Source organism: Streptomyces sp. UG1 (assembly GCF_049974585.1).
Taxonomy (GTDB): domain Bacteria; phylum Actinomycetota; class Actinomycetes; order Streptomycetales; family Streptomycetaceae; genus Streptomyces.
Window position 1 is genome coordinate 1 of record NZ_JBNGGG010000035.1, and the last position, 18,768, is coordinate 18,768.

Annotated in this window: 17 protein-coding genes; 7 read left to right on the forward strand and 10 right to left on the reverse strand. The window is 72.2% G+C overall.

What is annotated here, in order from left to right; genetic code table 11:
* Positions 1 to 498 precede the first annotated feature (498 nt).
* Positions 499 to 2,538 (reverse strand): HelD family protein, encoded by a 2,040-nt coding sequence (locus tag ACP4J3_RS33755; RefSeq protein WP_426540030.1) that lies wholly within the window; start codon positions 2,536 to 2,538, stop codon positions 499 to 501.
* A 328-nt stretch (positions 2,539 to 2,866) separates the two neighbouring features.
* On the opposite strand from ACP4J3_RS33755, the gene ACP4J3_RS33760 reads away from it, so the two are divergent.
* The gene (locus tag ACP4J3_RS33760) at positions 2,867 to 3,046 is read left to right on the forward strand and encodes a hypothetical protein (protein WP_426540031.1); all 180 of its coding nucleotides are present in this window, start codon (positions 2,867 to 2,869) and stop codon (positions 3,044 to 3,046) included.
* A 30-nt stretch (positions 3,047 to 3,076) separates the two neighbouring features.
* On the opposite strand, the gene ACP4J3_RS33765 is transcribed toward ACP4J3_RS33760, so the two are convergent.
* Positions 3,077 to 4,720 carry a DNA repair helicase XPB gene (locus ACP4J3_RS33765; protein WP_426540032.1) on the reverse strand — a complete coding sequence of 548 codons (1,644 nt, stop codon included), beginning with the start codon at positions 4,718 to 4,720 and terminating at the stop codon, positions 3,077 to 3,079.
* Between the two features lie 87 nt (positions 4,721 to 4,807).
* Between ACP4J3_RS33765 and ACP4J3_RS33770 the strand changes: the two genes are divergently transcribed.
* The gene (locus ACP4J3_RS33770; protein ID WP_426540033.1) at positions 4,808 to 5,179 is read left to right on the forward strand and encodes an NUDIX domain-containing protein; all 372 of its coding nucleotides are present in this window, start codon (positions 4,808 to 4,810) and stop codon (positions 5,177 to 5,179) included.
* Between the two features lie 89 nt (positions 5,180 to 5,268).
* Complete coding sequence (gene istB, locus ACP4J3_RS33775; RefSeq protein ID WP_426540034.1) at positions 5,269 to 6,501, forward strand: IS21-like element helper ATPase IstB; 1,233 nt, start codon at positions 5,269 to 5,271, stop codon at positions 6,499 to 6,501.
* Here istB and ACP4J3_RS33780 read toward each other — a convergent pair.
* Both ACP4J3_RS33780 and ACP4J3_RS33785 read right to left on the reverse strand, forming a co-directional pair.
* Positions 6,476 to 6,670: a hypothetical protein gene (locus tag ACP4J3_RS33780; protein WP_426540035.1), complete on the reverse strand. Its 195-nt coding sequence runs from the start codon at positions 6,668 to 6,670 to the stop codon at positions 6,476 to 6,478. The genes istB and ACP4J3_RS33780 overlap by 26 nt on opposite strands.
* Positions 6,671 to 7,126: 456 nt before the next feature.
* On the reverse strand, positions 7,127 to 10,210 hold the full coding sequence (locus ACP4J3_RS33785) for a helicase-associated domain-containing protein (protein ID WP_426540037.1): 3,084 nt from the start codon (positions 10,208 to 10,210) through the stop codon (positions 7,127 to 7,129).
* A gap of 417 nt (positions 10,211 to 10,627) precedes the next feature.
* On the opposite strand from ACP4J3_RS33785, the gene ACP4J3_RS33790 reads away from it, so the two are divergent.
* Positions 10,628 to 11,644 (forward strand): hypothetical protein, encoded by a 1,017-nt coding sequence (locus ACP4J3_RS33790; protein WP_426540038.1) that lies wholly within the window; start codon positions 10,628 to 10,630, stop codon positions 11,642 to 11,644.
* A 150-nt stretch (positions 11,645 to 11,794) separates the two neighbouring features.
* Positions 11,795 to 12,412, forward strand: coding sequence for an HAD family hydrolase (locus ACP4J3_RS33795; RefSeq protein ID WP_426540039.1), 618 nt, complete (start codon positions 11,795 to 11,797; stop codon positions 12,410 to 12,412).
* Here ACP4J3_RS33795 and ACP4J3_RS33800 read toward each other — a convergent pair.
* Positions 12,388 to 12,639, reverse strand: a complete 252-nt coding sequence (locus tag ACP4J3_RS33800) for a hypothetical protein (protein WP_019760504.1) — start codon at positions 12,637 to 12,639, stop codon at positions 12,388 to 12,390. The two genes, ACP4J3_RS33795 and ACP4J3_RS33800, sit on opposite strands and share 25 nt — an antisense overlap.
* 165 nt (positions 12,640 to 12,804) lie before the next feature.
* Here ACP4J3_RS33800 and ACP4J3_RS33805 point away from each other — a divergent pair, with 165 nt between their 5' ends.
* Complete coding sequence (locus ACP4J3_RS33805) at positions 12,805 to 13,188, forward strand: cold-shock protein (RefSeq protein WP_426540041.1); 384 nt, start codon at positions 12,805 to 12,807, stop codon at positions 13,186 to 13,188.
* A 26-nt stretch (positions 13,189 to 13,214) separates the two neighbouring features.
* Here the strand turns inward: ACP4J3_RS33805 and ACP4J3_RS33810 are convergent, their stop codons facing one another.
* The 4 genes from ACP4J3_RS33810 to ACP4J3_RS33825 all read right to left on the reverse strand — a co-directional run bounded on the left by ACP4J3_RS33810 (position 13,215) and on the right by ACP4J3_RS33825 (position 16,703).
* A complete protein-coding gene (locus tag ACP4J3_RS33810; RefSeq protein ID WP_426540216.1) occupies positions 13,215 to 14,063 on the reverse strand; it encodes a 1,4-dihydroxy-6-naphthoate synthase in 849 nt (282 codons plus the stop codon).
* On the reverse strand, positions 14,053 to 14,766 hold the full coding sequence (locus ACP4J3_RS33815) for a futalosine hydrolase (protein ID WP_426540042.1): 714 nt from the start codon (positions 14,764 to 14,766) through the stop codon (positions 14,053 to 14,055). Before ACP4J3_RS33815 ends, ACP4J3_RS33810 begins: the two co-directional genes overlap by 11 nt.
* Positions 14,736 to 15,209 (reverse strand): DUF2771 domain-containing protein, encoded by a 474-nt coding sequence (locus ACP4J3_RS33820; protein WP_426540044.1) that lies wholly within the window; start codon positions 15,207 to 15,209, stop codon positions 14,736 to 14,738. Before ACP4J3_RS33820 ends, ACP4J3_RS33815 begins: the two co-directional genes overlap by 31 nt.
* Before the next feature lie 66 nt (positions 15,210 to 15,275).
* Complete coding sequence (locus ACP4J3_RS33825) at positions 15,276 to 16,703, reverse strand: MFS transporter (RefSeq protein ID WP_426540046.1); 1,428 nt, start codon at positions 16,701 to 16,703, stop codon at positions 15,276 to 15,278.
* Between the two features lie 301 nt (positions 16,704 to 17,004).
* Between ACP4J3_RS33825 and ACP4J3_RS33830 the strand changes: the two genes are divergently transcribed.
* Positions 17,005 to 17,931: a DUF3027 domain-containing protein gene (locus ACP4J3_RS33830; protein ID WP_426540048.1), complete on the forward strand. Its 927-nt coding sequence runs from the start codon at positions 17,005 to 17,007 to the stop codon at positions 17,929 to 17,931.
* A 66-nt stretch (positions 17,932 to 17,997) separates the two neighbouring features.
* Here ACP4J3_RS33830 and ACP4J3_RS33835 read toward each other — a convergent pair whose 3' ends face one another.
* Positions 17,998 to 18,762, reverse strand: a complete 765-nt coding sequence (locus ACP4J3_RS33835; protein ID WP_426540049.1) for a TioE family transcriptional regulator — start codon at positions 18,760 to 18,762, stop codon at positions 17,998 to 18,000.
* Between the last annotated feature and the right edge of the window lie 6 nt (positions 18,763 to 18,768).

The following is an 18,768-nucleotide window of genomic DNA, read 5'->3' on the forward strand; positions in this document are numbered from 1 at the left end:
CGGATGCCCGCGGCCAGGCTGGCGAGCCGGATGCCTGGGGCTTGACGGGGCGGGACCGGGTGTCTGGGGCTTGGCTGGGTGGGCCGGGTGCCCGCGGCTTGGCTGAGGGAGCCGGATGCCCGCGGCTAGGTTGAGCGAGCCGGATGCCCGCGGCCAGGCTGGCGAGCCGGATGCCTGGGGCTTGACGGGGCGGGACCGGGTGTCTGGGGCTTGGCTGAGTGGGTCGGGTGCCCGCGGCTTGGCTGAGGGAGCCGGATGCCTGGGGCTTGGCTGAGCGGGCCGGATGCCTGGGGCTAGGCGGGGCGGAGGCAATGTTCGCGGCTGGTGGGGCGGATGCCCGTGGCTTGGTGGGCCGAAGGGGCGGACCTACGTCGGCTGCAACGTCCCCAGGGGCGCGGGGCTGTGTCGATATGCGGCTCTGCCGCGTGGGCGCGACCAGCACCAGGTCACCCACCCGCAGCCTGCCCACGAGCCGCCACCACCCCAAGCCCCCGCCCCTCACCCCAATTGCTCCGGCAACCCCGCCGCATGTGTGACCAGCAACCCCGACACCGCTCGCGTCAGTGCGACGTACAGCCGCCGCAGCCCAGTCCGTTCGTCCGGCTCGGCATCCACCACCGCCCGGGGCTCGTCCAGGACGACGTAGTCGTACTCCAGGCCCTTCGCCAGGGACGCCGGGACCAGGGTCAGTCGGGTCTGGTCCGTTGTCTCCTCGCCGGGGGCCAGGTGTGGCAACCCCGCCGCGGCCAGCGCCTCCAACAGTGCCGGAACGCGCGCGTCCGCGGCGATCAGGCCGATCGAGCCCTCGTTGCGCAGCAGCTCCTCGCACGCCGCCACGACCTCCGCCGTCCGCGACACCGCACGCACCTCGAAGAACCCAGGGTTCTCACGGACCGACGCCACCGGCGTCAGGCCCGGCGCGATATGCGGCAGGAGGCGGGAGGCGTACGTGATGACGTCCGTCGGGACGCGGAAGCCGGCCGTCAGTTCCTCGATGACGCCGTCCGACTTGCCGAGGTGGGCCAGCGCCTCGTCCCAACTCCGGGTCGCCCAAGGGGTCGTACCCTGCGCCAGGTCGCCGAGGACCGTCGCCGAACCGGTCGTGCAGCGTCGGCCCACCGCCCGGTACTGCATCGGCGAGAGGTCCTGCGCCTCGTCGAGGACGACATGGCCGAGCGACGGCGTGCGCGCGACGATGTCGTTCGCCTCGTCGATCAGCACCGCGTCCGCCGCGGACCACTTGGCCGACTTCGCCGACCGCGCCGGCCTCGCCCACAGGATCGTCTTCTGCTCGTCCTCGCTCAGCACCCCCTGCGCGTGCTCGGCGAGAAAGTCCGCGTCCGCCAGCAGCCGCAGCACGAGCTTCGCCGGATCCACCGGCGGCCAGATCGCCTTCACGGCCGCCTTCACCGCGCTGTTGCGGGCCACCGCGTCCTGCACCCGGTCGTCCGGCGCCTCACCCGACCGCTCCATCTGCACCAGCACGGCATGCGCGATGCGCTGCGGAAGGGCCTCGCGGGCGGCGCCGTACCGGATGTCGCGGGTGAGCAACTCGCGCACCGTCTCCTCGAGTTCGTACGCCGGGACCCGCCACCGCCGCGATCCGCGTACGACGACCACCGCCTCCGTCGGCATCGTCACATGCGAGTAGACCGCGCGCCGCAGCACCTCCGCCATCCTCGCGTCGCCCTTCACCATCGCGGCCGCCGCGTCGTCCGTGCCGCGCACCTCCACATGGGCCACCAGGTCGTCCACCGTCGCCTGCCGGACCGCCAGCTCACCCAGCGCCGGGAGCACCTGCTCGATGTAGTGCAGGAAGGACCTGTTCGGGCCGATGACGAGCGTGCCGGTGCGGGCGAGGCGCTCGCGGTGGGCGTAGAGGAGATACGCCACCCGGTGCAGGCCCACCGCGGTCTTTCCGGTGCCCGGGCCGCCCTGTACGCAGACCGTGCCGCCGAGCCCGGACCGTACGATCTCGTCCTGCTCCGGCTGGATCGTCGCCACGATGTCCCGCATCGGGCCCACGCGCGGGCGCTCGATCTCCTGCTGGAGCAGCTTGCTGGTGCGGGCCGCCTCCGCCGGGTCGGACAGGTGCTCGTCCTCGTACGCCGTGAGGTCGCCGCCGGTGTAGCCGAAGCGGCGGCGCAGCGCGATGTCCATCGGGTCCTTCTTGGAGGCCCGGTAGAAGGGTTGGGACACCGGTGCGCGCCAGTCGATGACCATCGGGTCGCCCTCGGCGTCGTGCACATGCCGGCGCCCGATGTAGAAGCGCTCGCCCTCCGCTCCCTCCGCCTCCTCGGCTCCAGGTGCGTGCAGGTAGTCGAGGCGGCCGAAGAACAGCGGGGTGTCGCTGAGGTCGGCCAGGGCCTTGATGCGGTCGTCGATCTGGCGGGAGAGGACTTCGGCGTTGACCCAGTTCGCGGTGACGTCGCTGATGTCGAGCGACTCGACGTCCTCGCGCATGGCGCGCAGGGCGGCACGGGAGGAGGCGAGGTGGGAGCGCTCACGGGACAGCGGGTCGTCGACGGGGGTGGACAAGGGGGTGCCTCCGGAGGACCTTCGGGTGGGTGGTCGAGAGAGCCGACCGGTTTCCGTCCGGACGGCGGCACTCCGTGAACGGAGGCGGGCAAGGGCGGAGATTTTAGGTGAGCGGGTATGCCGGATGCCAACGAATTTCCGGGCCCGTTGGCCCGTCCCCTGCCTGCCCCCGTCCATCCCCCCGTCCATCCCCTCCCCGTCCGCCCCCTAGGGGAGGCCGTCCTCCTCCCTGGGGGCAAGGGGTCCGCCCCGAGATGTACGGAGGCGGTATGCGGCTTGGGACCGCAGGCCGATGCCCTCTTTATGTCTGCGAACCCATCATGGAGACATGAGCGCAGCAACCATCCACCCAGCCCCAACGGGCCCCCGGGGAGCCACAGCGCTCCAGGGGAGCCATCATCATCGACTCGGCGAAGCCCTGCGTGCCATCAGGGTGTTCGCAGGCGCCGCCTTCGACGTGATCATCCTCGGTGAGTACGGCGAGGAGGCGGGCGTTCGCCGTAAGTGACGCCCGGTGTCGCCTCCCCACCGGCCTTGCTCAGCCCTCCGCGAGGATCTCGTCCGCGTCCACGATCCGGTACGCATAGCCCTGCTCCGCGAGGAACCGCTGGCGGTGGGCGGCGAAGTCCTGGTCGATCGTGTCGCGGGCGACGACCGAGTAGAAGTGGGCCTGATGGCCGTCCGACTTCGGCCGCAGCACCCGCCCCAGCCGCTGCGCCTCCTCCTGCCGCGACCCGAATGTGCCCGAGACCTGGATGGCGACGGTCGCCTCCGGCAGGTCGATGGAGAAGTTCGCGACCTTGGACACGACGAGGACGCTGATCTCGCCCTCCCGGAAGGCGTCGAAGAGCTTCTCGCGCTGGGCGTTGGAGGTCTCGCCCTTGATCACGGGGGCGTTCAGATGCTCGCCCAGTTCGTCGAGCTGGTCGATGTACTGGCCGATGACCAGGATCTGCTGCCCGGCGAACCGGCGCACGATGGCCTCGGTGACCTTGCGCTTGGTGTCGGTCGTCGCACAGAAGCGGTACTTCTCCTCCTGCTCGGCGGTGGCGTACGCCAGCCGCTCGGAGTCGGTGAGGTTGACCCGGACCTCGACGCAGTCGGCGGGCGCGATGTAGCCCTGCGCCTCGATCTCCTTCCAGGGAGCGTCGAACCGCTTGGGCCCGATCAGCGAGAACACGTCCGACTCCCGCCCGTCCTCCCGCACGAGCGTCGCCGTCAGCCCGAGCCGTCGCCGCGCCTGAAGATCCGCGGTGAACTTGAAGACCGGCGCGGGCAGCAGGTGCACCTCGTCGTAGACGATGAGCCCCCAGTCACGGGAGTCGAACAGCTCCAGGTGCGGATAGACACCCTTCCGCTTCGTCGTCAGCACCTGGTACGTCGCGATGGTGACGGGCCGGATCTCCTTCCGCGTCCCGCTGTACTCACCGATCTCGTCCTCCGTCAGCGAAGTCCGCTTCACCAGCTCGTGCTTCCACTGCCGGGCGGACACGGTGTTCGTGACGAGGATGAGGGTGGTCGACTTCGCCTGCGCCATGGACCCGGCGCCGACCAGCGTCTTGCCCGCACCGCACGGCAGGACGACGACCCCGCTCCCGCCGTGCCAGAAGTTCTCCACGGCCTGCTTCTGGTACGGCCGCAGCGCCCACCCGTCCTCGGCCAGCTCGATCGGGTGCGCCTCGCCGTCGACGTACCCGGCGAGGTCCTCGGCCGGCCAGCCCAGCTTCAGCAGCGTCTGCTTGATCTGCCCGCGCTCGGAGGGGTGCACGACGACGGTGTCCGGGTCGATGCGGGCGCCGACGAGGGGCGCGACCCGCTTCGAGCGCAGCACCTCCTCCAGCACCGGCCGGTCGGTGGTGGTGAGGACGAGGCCGTGCGCCGGGTGCTTGCTCAGGGTCAGCCGGCCGTAGCGGTCCATCGTGTCGGCGATGTCGACGAGCAGCGCGTGCGGCACCGGATACCGGCTGTACGTCACCAGCGCGTCCACGACCTGCTCGGCGTCGTGCCCCGCCGCCCGCGCGTTCCACAGCCCCAGCGGCGTCACCCGGTAGGTGTGGATGTGCTCGGGCGCCCGCTCCAGCTCCGCGAACGCCGCGATCGCCCGACGGCACTCGTCCGCCTGCTCGTGATCGACCTCGAGGAGCAGGGTCTTGTCCGACTGGACGATCAGTGGTCCGTTCACGTGGGTCCGTCCTTCCGCTCACCACTCGACCAAACGTCCAGTGTGCCGCACCTGGCCTGTTTCGCGGTGGGGAGCAGGTCACATCCGATGCGGCCGGATCTGGTGATCGGAGTCGTGGACCGGGGCGAGGCCATCGAGAACCGCTGGCTGCACCGCGTCGCGACGACCGTCTGCCGGGACGCGCGGGGCCGCATCCTGGTGCATCGGCGGCAGAAGGACCTCTCCCGGTTCCCCGGGCAGTACAACTGGCTGATCGGGGGAGCGGCGGAGGTCGGAGAGTCGTACGAGGAGGCGGCGGCACGCGAACTCACCGAGGAACTGGGGGTGGCCGAGGAGATCACCGCCGATCCGGCGGAGATCGCCTGGCACGCGTGGCTCACCGAGAGTGAGCTTCGCCTCGCGCTCCGGCGGTGGGCCTTCGTACCTGATGGTGTCGAGGCGTTGCAGCGCTACTTGTGACTGTGACTGATCGATTCCGAAGTCCTACAGGATGTCTTTTCATTCCTGTGAGTGGCGCGGTTTCACCTGTACGGCGGCGGCTGCGAAGAATGCCGAGCGTGCAGGTCATCAGCCATGAACCGTCTCCGCCGACCACCACCCTCGGGTACGCGCTGTTCGCCACCCGCTGGTTGCAGGCGCCGCTCTACTTCGGCCTGGTGGCCGCGCAGGGGGTGTATGTCTACAAGTTCTTCAACGAGCTCTGGACCTTAGTTCTCCGGTGTGTGACCGGGCAGGCGACGGAGACGTACGTCATGCTCGCCGTGCTCAAGCTCGTCGACGTCGTGATGATCGCCAATCTGCTGATCATGGTGATCGTCGGCGGCTATGAGACGTTCGTCTCGCGGATCGGGCTGCAGGGCCACCGTGACCAGCCCGAATGGCTCTCGCACGTCAACTCCAACGTGCTGAAGGTCAAGCTCGCCACCGCCATCGTGGGGATCTCCTCGGTCCATCTGCTGCAGATGTTCGTCGACGTCCACCACACGTCCCGCCACTCGCTGCTGTGGGGCACGGTGATCCACATGGCGTTCATCGTGTCGGCGGCGATCCTCGCCTATATGTCCGGGCCGATGGCCGCGCACGGTGAGCGGGCGGCGGCCTCGCAGCCGGCGGCACCGCACGAGCGCCGCGCCGAGGCGACCGTCGCCGAGAAGGCCGTCGTGCCGGCGCAGTCCGCCTCGCGGGAGGACGAGCCGAGCGCCGAGGAGCGGGTGCGTGCCGCCGGGTTTCCGGCGCGCAAGCTGCTGGAGGACTTCGACTCCGAGTACCCGCGCTCCTTCGACCGCGAGACCGTGGCCCGGCTCGGCAAGCTGGACTTCGTCGGGGCGGGGCGGAACGTGGTCTTCGTGGGGCCGCCCGGCACCGGCAAGACGCACCTGGCCGTGGGCCTCGGCGTGCGGGCCTGCCAGGCCGGGCACTCGGTGCTGTTCGCGAACGCCGCGCAGTGGGCCGCGCGGCTGGCCGCGGCGCGGGACGCCGGGCGGCTCGCGCGGGAACTGGCCGCGCTCGACGAGCACCCCCTGCTGATCGTCGACGAGGTCGGCTACACCCCCTTCGACGACGAGACCACCGCGCTCTTCTTCCAACTGGTCGCGCACCGCTACGAACGGGCCTCGCTGATCGTGACCAGCGACCGTCCGCCCGGCCGCTGGGACGAGATCTTCGGCGGCCCCTCGGCCCTGGCGATGGTGGACCGGCTGGCCCACCACGCCGAGGTCGTACGGATCGAGGGCGACAGCTACCGGCTGCGCCGCGCTACTTCGTCAGCGTGGGCAGATTGAGGTTGTTGACCAGCGGCCCCTCGATGGTGAGCCCCTCGGTGACCAGGGGCCCGGCGCCGGCCGCCGGGATGGGCAGCGGCAGGGCGGCGGCGGCCGGAGCGGCCCCGGTGGCGAGGATGCCTACGAGGACGGCGGCGGCGAGGGTGAGGCGGGCACGGGTGGTGCGCATGGGTATGACGGCCTTTCACAAGTCGGCGGCGTTGGCTGGGACTGCTGCACGGAGCTGACGGGAACCAGTGGGAGCTGACAGGAACCGGTGGGAGCTGACTGGAACCTGACGACCGGGCCGGTCCAGCGGGGCTGGCACCGGCCCGGGAGGGCACGGGACGCGTCAGAGCGTCACGCCCCCGCCGAAGTCGATGCCGATCGCCGCGGCCTGGGCGGTAAAGGCGCCGATCATGGTGGCGGCGGCGGTCAGTACGGTGGCGATGCGACGAGCAGTGCGCATGGGACAACTACCTCTCTGCTGCGCTCACTTGAGCGTGATCAGGACAACGGGTGGCTGCCCTGCGCTCCGCGGCGGAATGCGGAGAGATCGGAAAAGTCCCTCAAGAGTTGGAAAGGCCCGGCGTGGCGTGCATGAATCGCCGCGTGCGCCCGGACGGGTGAGCCGACCGGGCCGTCGTCAGATCTGGTCGTCCGCCAGCTCCGCGACGCCGGTGATCCGGTGCAGCGGATACGTCCGTACCTCGTCCGCGGTGTGGTCGTACGCCGTCACGAACCCGCCCTCGACCCGCACCGGCGCGATCACCCGCTGACTCGCGGTGCCCTCGGCGTTGACGTACCCGATCCACAGCGCCTCGCCGGTCAGGACGGCGGCCTGCATGGTGGCGAGGGTCTCCGCGGACGTGGTCCGGGGCAGCTCACCGCCGGTCACGGGGGCCGCGGTCGCGCTCGGCTTGCGCGGGGTCGTGGAGGCGAGGTCGCCCGCCCGGATGGCGCGGATCGCGGCCGCCAGCAGCGTGGCGTCCGGCGTCGGCGGGCCGTCCGGGACCGGCTCGGGGGCGGTGCGCGGCGGGGTGCGGTGGGCGTCGGCGCGAGTGATCAGAACATCACCCTCCGCCGACTCGGCGGCCGGCGCGAAGCCCATCGCGCGCAGGCCCTCCAGCAGCCCGGCCGGGTCCGCCTGGGCGGCGAGCACCGTCGGAGCGAGGCGGCGCAGGTGCAGGCCGGCGGCCCGCTTGTCGGCGAGGATCTCGTTCAGCACCGCGTCGTCGTCACAGCGGACGTACGCCGACGCCGCGCCCACCCGCAGATGACCGTGCTTACGGGCCACGTCGTCGATCAGATACGCCAGCGGCTGCGGCACCGGGGTACGCGAGTGCTCGGCGAGGAAGGCATGCAGATCGGAGGCGCTGCGCCCGGCGTCGAGGGCGCGGCGCACCGAGCCCGGCGTGAACCGGTACACCGTCGCCCCGCCCTTCGACTCCACGTCCGCGAGCACCCCCAGCATGTCGGCGAGCGGCCGCCGCAGCGGACCGGGCGCCACGGCCGTGAGGTCGGCCTGGAGGAGCACGTGGTCGAGGGGCTCGGGCAGCAGCGGAGCGAGGAGACGCGCGGCGGCGGCGGAGGCCACGGCCTGTTCGGCGGGCGAGAGGGGCTCGGGCGCGGGGGCCGGGCGGGGGTGCTCGTGGTGGACGGGGAGCTTGTCGCCAGGGCCGGTGGGGGCACTGGGGGCGGTGGGGCCGACGGGGCTGGTGGGGGTGAGGCCGGCGGGGCCGACGGGGCCGTGGCTCGTGGGGTCGGTGGGGGCGTCGGCGGGCGTGGCCGGTGCCGAGGGGGTGGTGTCGTGGGTGGCTGCTGAAGGGCCGGTGGCTGGAGGTGCGGCGTCGTGGGTGGTCGCCGACGGACCGGTGGCAGATGGACCGGTGGTTGACGGACTGGTGGCTGATGGACTGGTGGCTGATGGACCGGTGACCGACGGGCCAGTCGCAAACGGGCCGGTGGCGGATGACCCAGTCTCCGACGGACCCGCAGTCGATGGGCCTGCGGTTGATGGCCCTGTGGCGGTTGGCCTGGTCGTCGATGGGCCTGCGGTTGATGGCCCTGTGGCGGTTGGCCTGGTTGTCGACGGGCCTGCGGCCGATGGCCCTGTGGCCGTTGGCCTGGTCGTCGACGGGCCCGCGGCCGTCGGCCCAGTAGCCGATGGCCCCTCCGCCGACGGACCCCCGGCATGGTCGCCGCGCCCCCCGGCACGGCCTCCCCGCCCCCCGGACTTCCCGGCCGCGACCGCCGGCACCCCCAGCAACGCCCGCCCATGCCCCGACAACGCCCCCCGCCCCGTCACGCCCAGCATCTCCGCCTCGTTCAGCGTCCACTGGGCGAGGCGGCTGCGCAGGTCGTCGTCCTGTTGGGGGCCCCGCAACGGCCGTTCCCAGCGCAGCCGGGCCAGTACCGACTCCGCCGTCGGGGACGTGCCCTCGGGCAGCCCGGCCAGCAGGGTCAGCACCCGGTGGCGTACCTCCGGCGCGGCGGAGCGGTCCAGGCCCGGGCCCAGTGCCGACAGGGTGCGGTCCTTGGCGTCCCGGCCGCCGACCACCCCGGCCGTGCGGGTCGCCGTCAGCCACGCCTCCGCCAGTCGGACCCAGCGCTCGGCGGCGGGCTGCTCCAGCCACTCGTCGTAGGCGGGTGTCGCCGCGTACCGCTCGTCGGCCTCGCCGTCGGACGCCAGCAGGCCCGCGGCGTAGGCGAGTTCGACCCAGAAGGCGGCGACCGGCTCGGGCACGTCGAGGGCGACGGCGGTGCGCTTGAGGTCGCGCACGCTCAGGCCGCCCGCGCGCAGCACCGCCGGCCCGCCCTCGTCCCAGTCCTTCAGCAGCTCCTCGACGGTGGCCAGCGCCGTGTACGCCTGCCCGGCCGCCGTGGTGTCCACAACCTGTGGACGGTGCGTCGCGCTCGGCTCGACGGGCGGCGGCAACGGCTCGGTCGTGCGGTGCGCGCGGCCGGCGCGCAGGTGCAGGGCCACCTCGCGGGGGAGTACGACCGTGCCGGGCGTCGTGGGCAGCAGCAGACCGCGGTCCAGGAGCCAGCGCAGCCGGGGCGCGGGATCGGCGGTGACCTGGCCGTACGGCGGACCCCACACCAGGCGGGACAGCACCTCCCGGGACTCCTGCGGCGCGTCGGCGAGCAGGGCCGTCATCCGCCGCCGGTCGGTGAACAGCGCGGTGAGCGACGACACGGCCGACACGGCGTCGTGGGTCGTGGGCAGCCCGGCCGTCGTGACGATCTCCTGGATACGGCCCGGCGACATGCCTGCCACCGCCTCCCGCACCGTCGGCCCCAGGCCGGTCGGCGACGGGTGCTGCGGCGAGGGCGTCAGCAGCTCGCGTGCCGTGCGGACGAGACGCAGCCGGTCGTCGGCGCCCCAGACCAGGGCCTGGTCGCGCAGGGTGCCGAGGGCGTGCGGCAGGGCCCCGGCGACCGCCGGGTCGCCCTCGTCGCCGGCCATCAGGGCGAGCAGTTCGTCGTACGTCGCCGGATCCGCCGCCACGGCCAGCGCCTCCGCCGTCTGCAGCGCGAAGCGGTCCAGCCGCTCCAGGGCGCGCACCACCGAGGCCCGGGTGCCGGCGCGGGTCGCGAGCTGGGTGAGGTCGGTGGGGACAGGGGTGATGAGATCGGGCCGGCTGCGCAGCAGCACGGCCAGCGAGGCGTCGTCCCGCACGCGAAGCGCTTCCGCGAGGGAACGGGGCGGGGTGGCCGGGTCGCTCATCCTGCCCACGTTAGCGGGTTGCCCCCGGCGGCTGGGCCGACCAGGGGCGTCGCCCTCGGCCCCCCGACCCCGCCCGCCGACCCACCTCACCCGCCGATCCGACCCACCTCACTCGCCGATCCGACCCACCTCACTCGCTGATCCGGCCCGATCCATCCGTTGATCCGGCTCGACCCACCTCACCCGCTGGTCCGACCTGACGCACCCGTTGATCCGACCCGACCCACCTCAGCCGCTGGTCCGGCCCGATCCACCCGTTGATCTGACCCGACCCACCTCACCCGCTGATCCGACCCGACCCACCTCACCCGCCGATCCGGCCCGACCCACCCGCTGATCCGACCCGACCCACCCACCCTGTCCTGCGCTAACGTCATCCCGAGCGGTATCCAACGCACCCACCCCGGAGGGGACTTCGTGGGGATCGAGAGCGACCAGGTCGTCTACGAGTATCTGAGCCGCGTCGGCGACGTGGCCCAGCAGCGCCAGTTGCCGTCGTCCACCCGCATGCGCCTGGTGAACGAGCTGCGCGGCGAGATCGACCGCCGCCGCGCCAAGGCCCCCGTCGACAGCCCCGCCGCCGTCCGCCGCATCATCGCCCGCCTCGGCACCCCCGACGAGGTCGTCGAGGCCGCCGGGGGAGGCACCGCCCCCGCCCCGCAGGCACCGATCACCCCCGTGCCCGTACAGCCGGACAGCGGCACCGACGGGACGGCCGAGGAACGCCCCAAGGGTCGTCTGCGCCGCCTCGTGCCCCGCCCCCGCCCCGCCGAGCCCTCGGCGCCCGTCGCCGACGACGCACCCCCGCCGCCCCACCTCGCCGGCACCGCGGACCTCGGTGGCAGCGCGCTCCAGCCGGACTGGTGGCGGGTGGACCGCAGCCCCTTCGGCCCCGGCGAGGACGTCCCGGGCTTCGTCGGCGGCATCGAGATCCCGGAGATGCTCAGGCGCCCGCCCGCGAAGGACGAGACACCGCTCAGGAAGAAGGAACCCGAGGAGGAGCCGCAGGCCCCGGCCGCCGTGGAGAAGGCCGAGGAGGAGGAAGAGCCGCAACCCTCCCGCCGCCGCCTCATCCGGCGCCCGACCCTGCCCTCCGGCCGCTGGAGCAACCCCCTTCTCCTGTTCTCCGCCGCCCTCCTCGTCGCCGGCGCCATCCTCGGCAACCTCATCGTCCTGCTCGTCGGCTGGCTCATCGCCTGGGGCTCGCGCCGCCTGACCGACACCGAGACCAAGTGGGCGGTCATCATCATCCCCGGCCTCTCCGTCACGGCCGGCATCACCTGGCTCTGGGGCCGCGCCACCGACCGCTGGGGCGCCGACCTCGTAGAGGGCCAGACAAACGCCGCGATCACCGAGACCTGGCCGTGGGTGGTCCGGGGCGCGGCACTGGCATCGGCGTTGTTCATCGTCTGGCGTTCACAAAAACAGCGGTAGTCCTTGGCCGGGGGCGCGGATACGTCCCCAGGGGCGCGGGGCTGTGTCGATTTGCGGCTCCGCCGCGTGGGCGCGATCAACCCCCACCGGCCCGCAGCCGCCACACAACAAACTGAACCGAGCTACTGGGCGGACGGCACAATAACCCCCATGGCACTCACCGTCGGCTTCGACCTCGACATGACCCTCATCGACTCCCGCCCCGGCATCCACGCCTGCTACACGGCACTGGCCGAGCGCACAGGAACGCACATCGACGCCGACCTCGCCATCACCCGGCTCGGCCCGCCGCTGGAGGAGGAGTTGGTCAACTGGTTCCCGACGGAGCAGGTGGCGGCCATGGCCGAGCTCTACCGTGCGATGTACCCGGCGCACGCGATCACCGGCACCCTCGCCCTACCCGGTGCCCACGAGGCGATAGCCGCCGTAGGGCAGGCGGGCGGACGCTCGATCGTCGTCACCGCGAAGTACGAGCCGAACGCCAAGCTGCACCTGGAGCACCTCGGCATCCAGCCCGACGCGGTCATAGGCAACCTGTGGGCCGAGCAGAAGGCGGCGGCCCTGCGCGAGCACGACGCGAGCGTCTACGTCGGCGACCACCAAGGAGACATCCGCGCCGCCCGCGCGGCGGACGCCCTGTCGGTCACCGTGGCCACCGGCCCGTTCGACGCCGATCAGCTCGGCGAACTGGGCGCGGACGTGGTCCTCGCGGACCTGACCGCGTTCCCCGACTGGCTCGCCGGCTACCGCGAAGCGCCCCGCGCCTGACGCCGCCCGGCCGCGACCGACTGGAGCACACCGGCACCGGCGACGAGGAATCCGACGCCCATCAGCATGCTCAGTCCGAACATATAGGTCGGAAATGGTGTCGTGCCGAGCAGGAACGGGGCCACCGTGACCAGAGTGGCCACTGCACCGATGAAGAACACGACCGCTCCGGCACGGATCAGCCGGTCACCGGGAGCGGCGGAATTCGTTTGGGTTTTGTCACGCACCGGACCAGGGTAGTTCCCAGCGCGAGGGAAGAACCGGGCGACGTCTTGTCACCGGCCCGGGGACCATTAGCCTTGGTACCGGCGGGTCGTGGTCGACCCGCTGTAGTGCTATCAAGAGCCGTTTTCAGAAGCAGTTTTCCGACGAGTACGAGGACGAGGACAGACGTGCCTACCGGCAAGGTCAAGTGGTTCAACAGCGAGAAGGGCTTCGGCTTTCTCTCCCGCGACGACGGCGGCGACGTCTTCGTCCATTCCTCGGTCCTCCCCGCCGGAGTTGACACACTCAAGCCGGGACAGCGAGTGGAGTTCGGAGTCGTCGCCGGTCAGCGCGGTGACCAGGCGCTTTCGGTCGTCATTCTCGACCCGACCCCGTCCGTCGCGGCCGCCCAGCGCAAGAAGCCGGACGAGCTGGCGTCCATCGTCCAGGATCTGACGACCCTGCTCGAGAACGTCACGCCGATGCTGGAGCGGGGCCGCTACCCCGACAAGGCCGCCGGCAAGAAGATCGCCGGCCTGCTGCGGGCGGTCGCCGACCAGCTCGACGTATAACCGTACAGCCGTGCAGCTGTAGAGCCTCAGGGGAAGTCCAGCGCATCCGGGCCGAGGGGCGGCACCAGCCCCTCGGCCGCCGCACGTGTGAGCAGCCCGCGCACCGCGGCGTAGCCGTCCTCGCCGAGGTCGTGCGTGAACTCGTTGACGTACAGGCCGATGTGCTGGTCGGCGACGGCCGGGTCCATCTCCTGGGCGTGCTCCATGACGTACGGGCGGGAGGCCCCGGGGTCGTCCCAGGCGGCCTTCACGGACGTACGGATGGAGTCGGCGAGCAGCCGCAGCGCGTCCGCGCCCAGCGACCGCTTCGCGATGATCGCGCCCAGCGGGATCGGCAGGCCGGTGGTGTTCTCCCAGTGCTCGCCCATGTCGGCGAGCTTGTGCAGCCCGTAGTTCTGGTACGTGAAACGCGCCTCGTGGATCACGAGCCCCGCGTCGACCTTCCCGTCCCGCACGGCCGGCATGATCTCGTGGAAGGGCATGACGACGATCTCGCCCACCCCGCCGGGGACCGTGTCAGCGGCCCACAACCGGAACAGCAGATACGCCGTCGACTTCTCGCTCGGCACCGCGACCGTGCGGCCGGTGAGGTCCACCCCTTCCTCCCGCGTCAGCACCAGCGGTCCGCAGCCCCGGCCCAGCGCACCCCCGCACGGCAGCAGCGCGTACTCGTCGAGGACGTACGGCAGCACCGCGTACGACACCTTCAGTACGTCGAACTCGCCCCGCTCGGCCATGCCGTTGGTGATGTCGATGTCGGCGAAGGTGACGTCGAGCGCGGGGGCGGCGGGGATGCGGCCGTGGGCGAGGGCGTCGAAGACGAAGGTGTCGTTCGGGCAGGGGGAGTAGGCGATCTGCAGCGGCTCACTGGCCATGTGGGCGGTCATGTGGGTTCCAACTCTCCAGGACGGGTGCCAGCTTCCCGAAGCCCTCCGTCAGGGCGGCCAGCGCTTCGCCGATGCGCCAGGCGGCGCGGTCGCGGGGGCCGACCGGGTTGGAGACGGCCCGTATCTCCAGCACCGGCACCCCGTGCGCGGCGGCGGCCTCGGCGACGCCGAAGCCCTCCATGGCCTCCGCGAGGGCCGTGGGGTGACGCTCGCGCAGGCGCGCGGCGCGCCCGGCCGTGCCGGTCACGGTGGAGACGGTGAGGACGGCGCCGGGGCGGGCGCCGGTGGCGGCCGCGACCTCTCGTACGAGTGCTTCCGGCGGACGGTGGGTGACGGTGCCGAAGCCCAGCTCGGTGACGGGCACGAAGCCGTCGGGGGTCTGGGCGCCGAGGTCGGCGGCCGTGATCTCGTCGGCGACGACGAGGGAGCCGACGGGGGCGTCGGGTGCGAAGCCGCCCGCGATGCCGGCCGAGACGACGAGGGCGTACGGGGCGCCTTCGAGGGCGGCCCTGGTGAGGGCCGTGGCGGTGGTGGCGGCGGCGAGCGCGGGGCCGACTCCGGCGGCGATCACCTCGGTGCCGGGCGGTCCGAGCACCTGGGCCACCGCGTCCCGCTCGGCGGGGACGGCGGTGGCCACCAGGACGCGTACGACGGACGTGATCAGGCGTCCTTTTCCAGCTTGAAGGACCACAGGCCGGTCACATCCTGCTCGCCCTCCTTGATGGTCACCAGGGTCGAGCTGCCGCTGGCACCGTACTGGGCGTTGAAGAACACGCTGCCCGGGACGGTGCGGTAGGTCTTCTTGCTGGAGTCGGTGAGCGGCTGGCCGTTCATGAGGATGGTCCAGCCCTCGTCGGCGATCTCCGGGTCGACACCGAAGCGCACGGTCTCCTCGGGGTCCACCTTGATGGACTCGATGTCCTTGTCCTTCAGGCACTTCGCCAGCGCCTCGGTCTTCAGGGTTTCGCCCTCACCACCGCAGGTGGCCTCCGAGTGCACGGACGCGGTGCCGGTGGTGATCGTGGCCAGCGGCGTCGGCTTTTCGCAGGCCGACAGAACGAGCAGTCCGGCGGATACGGCGCCGGCGGCGGCGACGGCGCGGCGGCGTCGCGAAGCGGATTGCAGCGTGGTCATGGCGGAAGGCTATCGGGCGCGTATGACGCTCTGTCCATGTGGGGGCGTGTCATCGCGGGCCATGCCCTAGGTGACCCGTGGGCGTGCGTGTCCGCTGTGCCGGGCCGAGCCGATCAGGCCCTTGACGGTGGAGAGCCAGCCCGTGGCGACGATCGCCGCGCCGACCAGCAGGCCGAACGAGCCCTTCAGCGGCAGCACGATGCCGATCGCGCCGCCGAGCACCCAGGACATCTGCAGCAGCGTCTCCGAGCGCGCGAACGCCGACGTACGGACCAGCTCCGGCACGTCCCGCTGGATCAGCGCGTCCAGCGACAGCTTGCCCAGCGCCTGCGCGAACCCGGCGACCGCCGCGAGGAAGGCCACCATGACCGCGCCGAAGAAGATCGCCGCCGTGATCGCCACGCTCAGCACGAAGCCGACGACCGTCACGATGATGATCTCCGGCGCCCGGGATCTCAGCCACGCCCCGACGGCCGTACCGAGCGCGTTGCCCACGCCGGCCGAGACGGCGACTATGCCCAGCGAGACGGCGGCGCTCTGGCCGGACATCGGGTGCTCGCGCAGCAGGAACGCCAGGAAGAAGATCAGGAAGCCGGACTGGCAGCGGATGGCGGCGTTGGCGCCGAGCGCGTGGGTGACGGCGATGCCGACCGTGCGCAGTCCGGGGCGCTTGACGGGCTTGAGGTGCGGCCCGTGCAGATGCTGCTCGTCGGCCGCCAGCAGCGCGGTGTCCTCGCCCTTGGCCGAGTCGACCTTGTGCGGCAGCGTGAAGGACAGGAACGTACCGGCGATGAAGATCACGAAGGCGCCGTAGAGCGGCCAGCGCGGCCCGATCGCCTGGAGCCCCGCGCCGATGGGCGCGGCGACACCGGTGGCCAGGAGGCCGCCCAGGGTGACCCGTGAGTTGGCCTTCACCAGGGAGAAGCGGGGCGGGAGCAGACGGGGCACCACGGCGCTTCTGACGACCCCGTACGCCTTCGAGGCGACCAGCACCCCGAGCGCGGCCGGATAGAGCTGCAGGTCGCCGCTGATGACGGCGCTGGACAGGACGAGCGCGAGCAGCGCCCGGGCCAGCATCGCACCGGCCATCGCGGCCCGGCGGCCGTGCGGGAGACGGTCCAGGAGGGGGCCGATGACGGGGGCGAGGAGCGTGAACGGCGCCATGGTGATGCCGAGATAGAGCGCTACGCGTCCGCGGGCCTCGTCGGTCGGGACGGAGAAGAAGACGGTGGAGGCGAGCGCGATGGTGATCATCATGTCGCCGGCGCCGTTCACCCCGTGCAGCTCGATCAGCTTGCCGAGGCCGGACTCCCCGGCGCCCTGTGCGTGCGTGGCCTTGCGGATGCCGCGGGCGGTGCCGGTGAAGGGGAAGTGCAGGGCACGGCCGACCGCGCGGAGGGAGCCGCCCATCCGGCCCGACCCGCCACCTCGGCTGCGGCCCCCCTTGGCCCCACCGACGCCGGTGGCTCCTTGGGGCGGCCTCGCGGTTGCCACGACGCAATAGTGCCCCGAGATGGGGGTGGGTAGTGCGGTTACGGCGCGTATGGAGGGCAAGCTATGGGCAAGGTCTCAGCTTGGCGCGAGGTTCGGCGCGGGCTGAAAGGGCCGTCGGTGTAGGCCCAGCGCTCGCGAACAGGTAGCGTGCGTATCTCAGCCATCCCGCACAATGGATGACGTAGGTGCGCCCGAGCGCGATTCGGACGCGGACGTCGACGCGGCCCACAGGTCCGCTCCGTCCGTTCCGTTGCCCTTGAGGACCGCACCCGAGAGACGGCGTAGGAGAGAAGCGATACCTGTGAGCGCAGCGACAACGCGAAGCCGCACCCCCGACCGTCTGTGCGCCGAGGCCGTCGACCTCGCCCGCAGCGCCGCCGAGGAGGCCGCCGCGCCCGGCGTAGTGGGCGAGCACGCGGGCCTGCTCTCCGAAGGCGACCGCGTTGTCACGCACTTCTTCGAGTGCAAGGAACTCGGGTACCGCGGCTGGCGCTGGGCGGTGACGGTGGCCAGGGCCTCGCGCGCGAAGGTCGTCACGCTCGACGAGGTGGTCCTGCTGCCCGGCCCGGACGCCCTGCTGGCCCCCGAGTGGGTGCCGTGGAGCGAGCGCCTGCGCCCCGGTGACATGGGGCCGGGCGACCTGCTGCCCACCGACGCCGAGGACCTGCGCCTGGAGCCCGGGTTCTCGGGCGAGGACGAGCCGGTGCCGAGTTCGGCCGTCTCGGAGGAGATGGCGGAGCTGGTGGAGGCGGAGGACGCGGAGGTCACCGCGGGCGCCCCCGCGAACCTGCCGGCGGCCCCGTCCCGGGGCTCGATCGCGGCGGTGGCGGAGGAACTCGGCATGCGCCGGGCCCGCGTCCTGTCCCGCTACGGCCTCCATGTCGCGGCGGACCGCTGGGAGGAGGCGTTCGGCGCGAAGACCCCCATGGCCCAGGCGGCCCCCGCCTCCTGCGTCACCTGCGGCTTCCTGACCCCCATCGGCGGCTCCCTCGGCCAGGCCTTCGGAGTCTGCGCGAACGAGTTCTCCCCCGCCGACGGCCGGGTGGTGTCCTTGACGTACGGCTGCGGCGGCCACTCCGAGGCCGCGGTGATGCCGAAGCCACCGCGGCCGGCTCCGCCGGTGATCGACGAGACACGGGTGGACCCGTTCCCACTGCGACCGGCGGCGGATTCGGGTTCGGTGTCGGTGACGGGGGATGAGGAGTCGGCGGAACTGGGGCACTCGTAGGGGTTGGCAGGCTGTCAGGGGGCGGTCAGTACCGCGCGGCTGCGGGGCGGCGGAGGGCCGGCGGTGTCAGGGGGTGGCGGTCGGGGGCGTCTCATCCGCGTTCGTGGAGGTGGGCGGTCTCCGGCTCTGGAGGTAGGCCTCCAGTTCTGCCGCTCCGGTCAGCAGCGCGCGTCCGCGGGTGGACAGTCGGCCGTGCCAGTCGCGTAGCGCGGTCTGCAGCGGCTCCAGTCCGCCGGCCGCGCGTACCTGGGCGATCAGCGGGGCGATCTGCTCCAGGAGGTAGCCGCCCCGCCTGAGCTGGTGGGCGAGCCGGGCGTCGCGTACGGCGGCCTCGTCGTAGACGCGGTAGCCGGTCCGTGGATCGCGGCGCGGGTGCAGCAGCCCTGCGCGCTCCCATTTGCGCAGCGTCGCGGGCCGGATGCCGAGCCTGTCCGACAGCGGCCCGATGAACGAGTCACCACCAGGTTCCGGCGCCGTGGTGGGCTCCAGGTCGCCGAGTGCGCTCTCCACGGCCTCGAGCGTGCGCCGGTCGTCGAGGAGCTGGGCGTGACTCTCGTCGATGAGCCGGAACGCCTCGTCGACCGCGCCCCGGTGCACCGCCCGCATGATCGACGCCGCCGTCTGGTGACCGTGCCCGGGCACCAGGGCGAGGAACGCGCGCAGGGCGCCCGCGTGCAGCGAGGTGTAGGTGCGGTAGCCGTGGGATGTGCGACCGGCGGCCGGAAGGATGCCGGCCTCCTCGTAGTTCCGGATCGCCTGCGTGGAGAGACCATGCGCACGCGCCAGATCAACCGGCCTGAGCCGATCCCCGCTTTGAAGGTTTTGTCCCATAGAGCC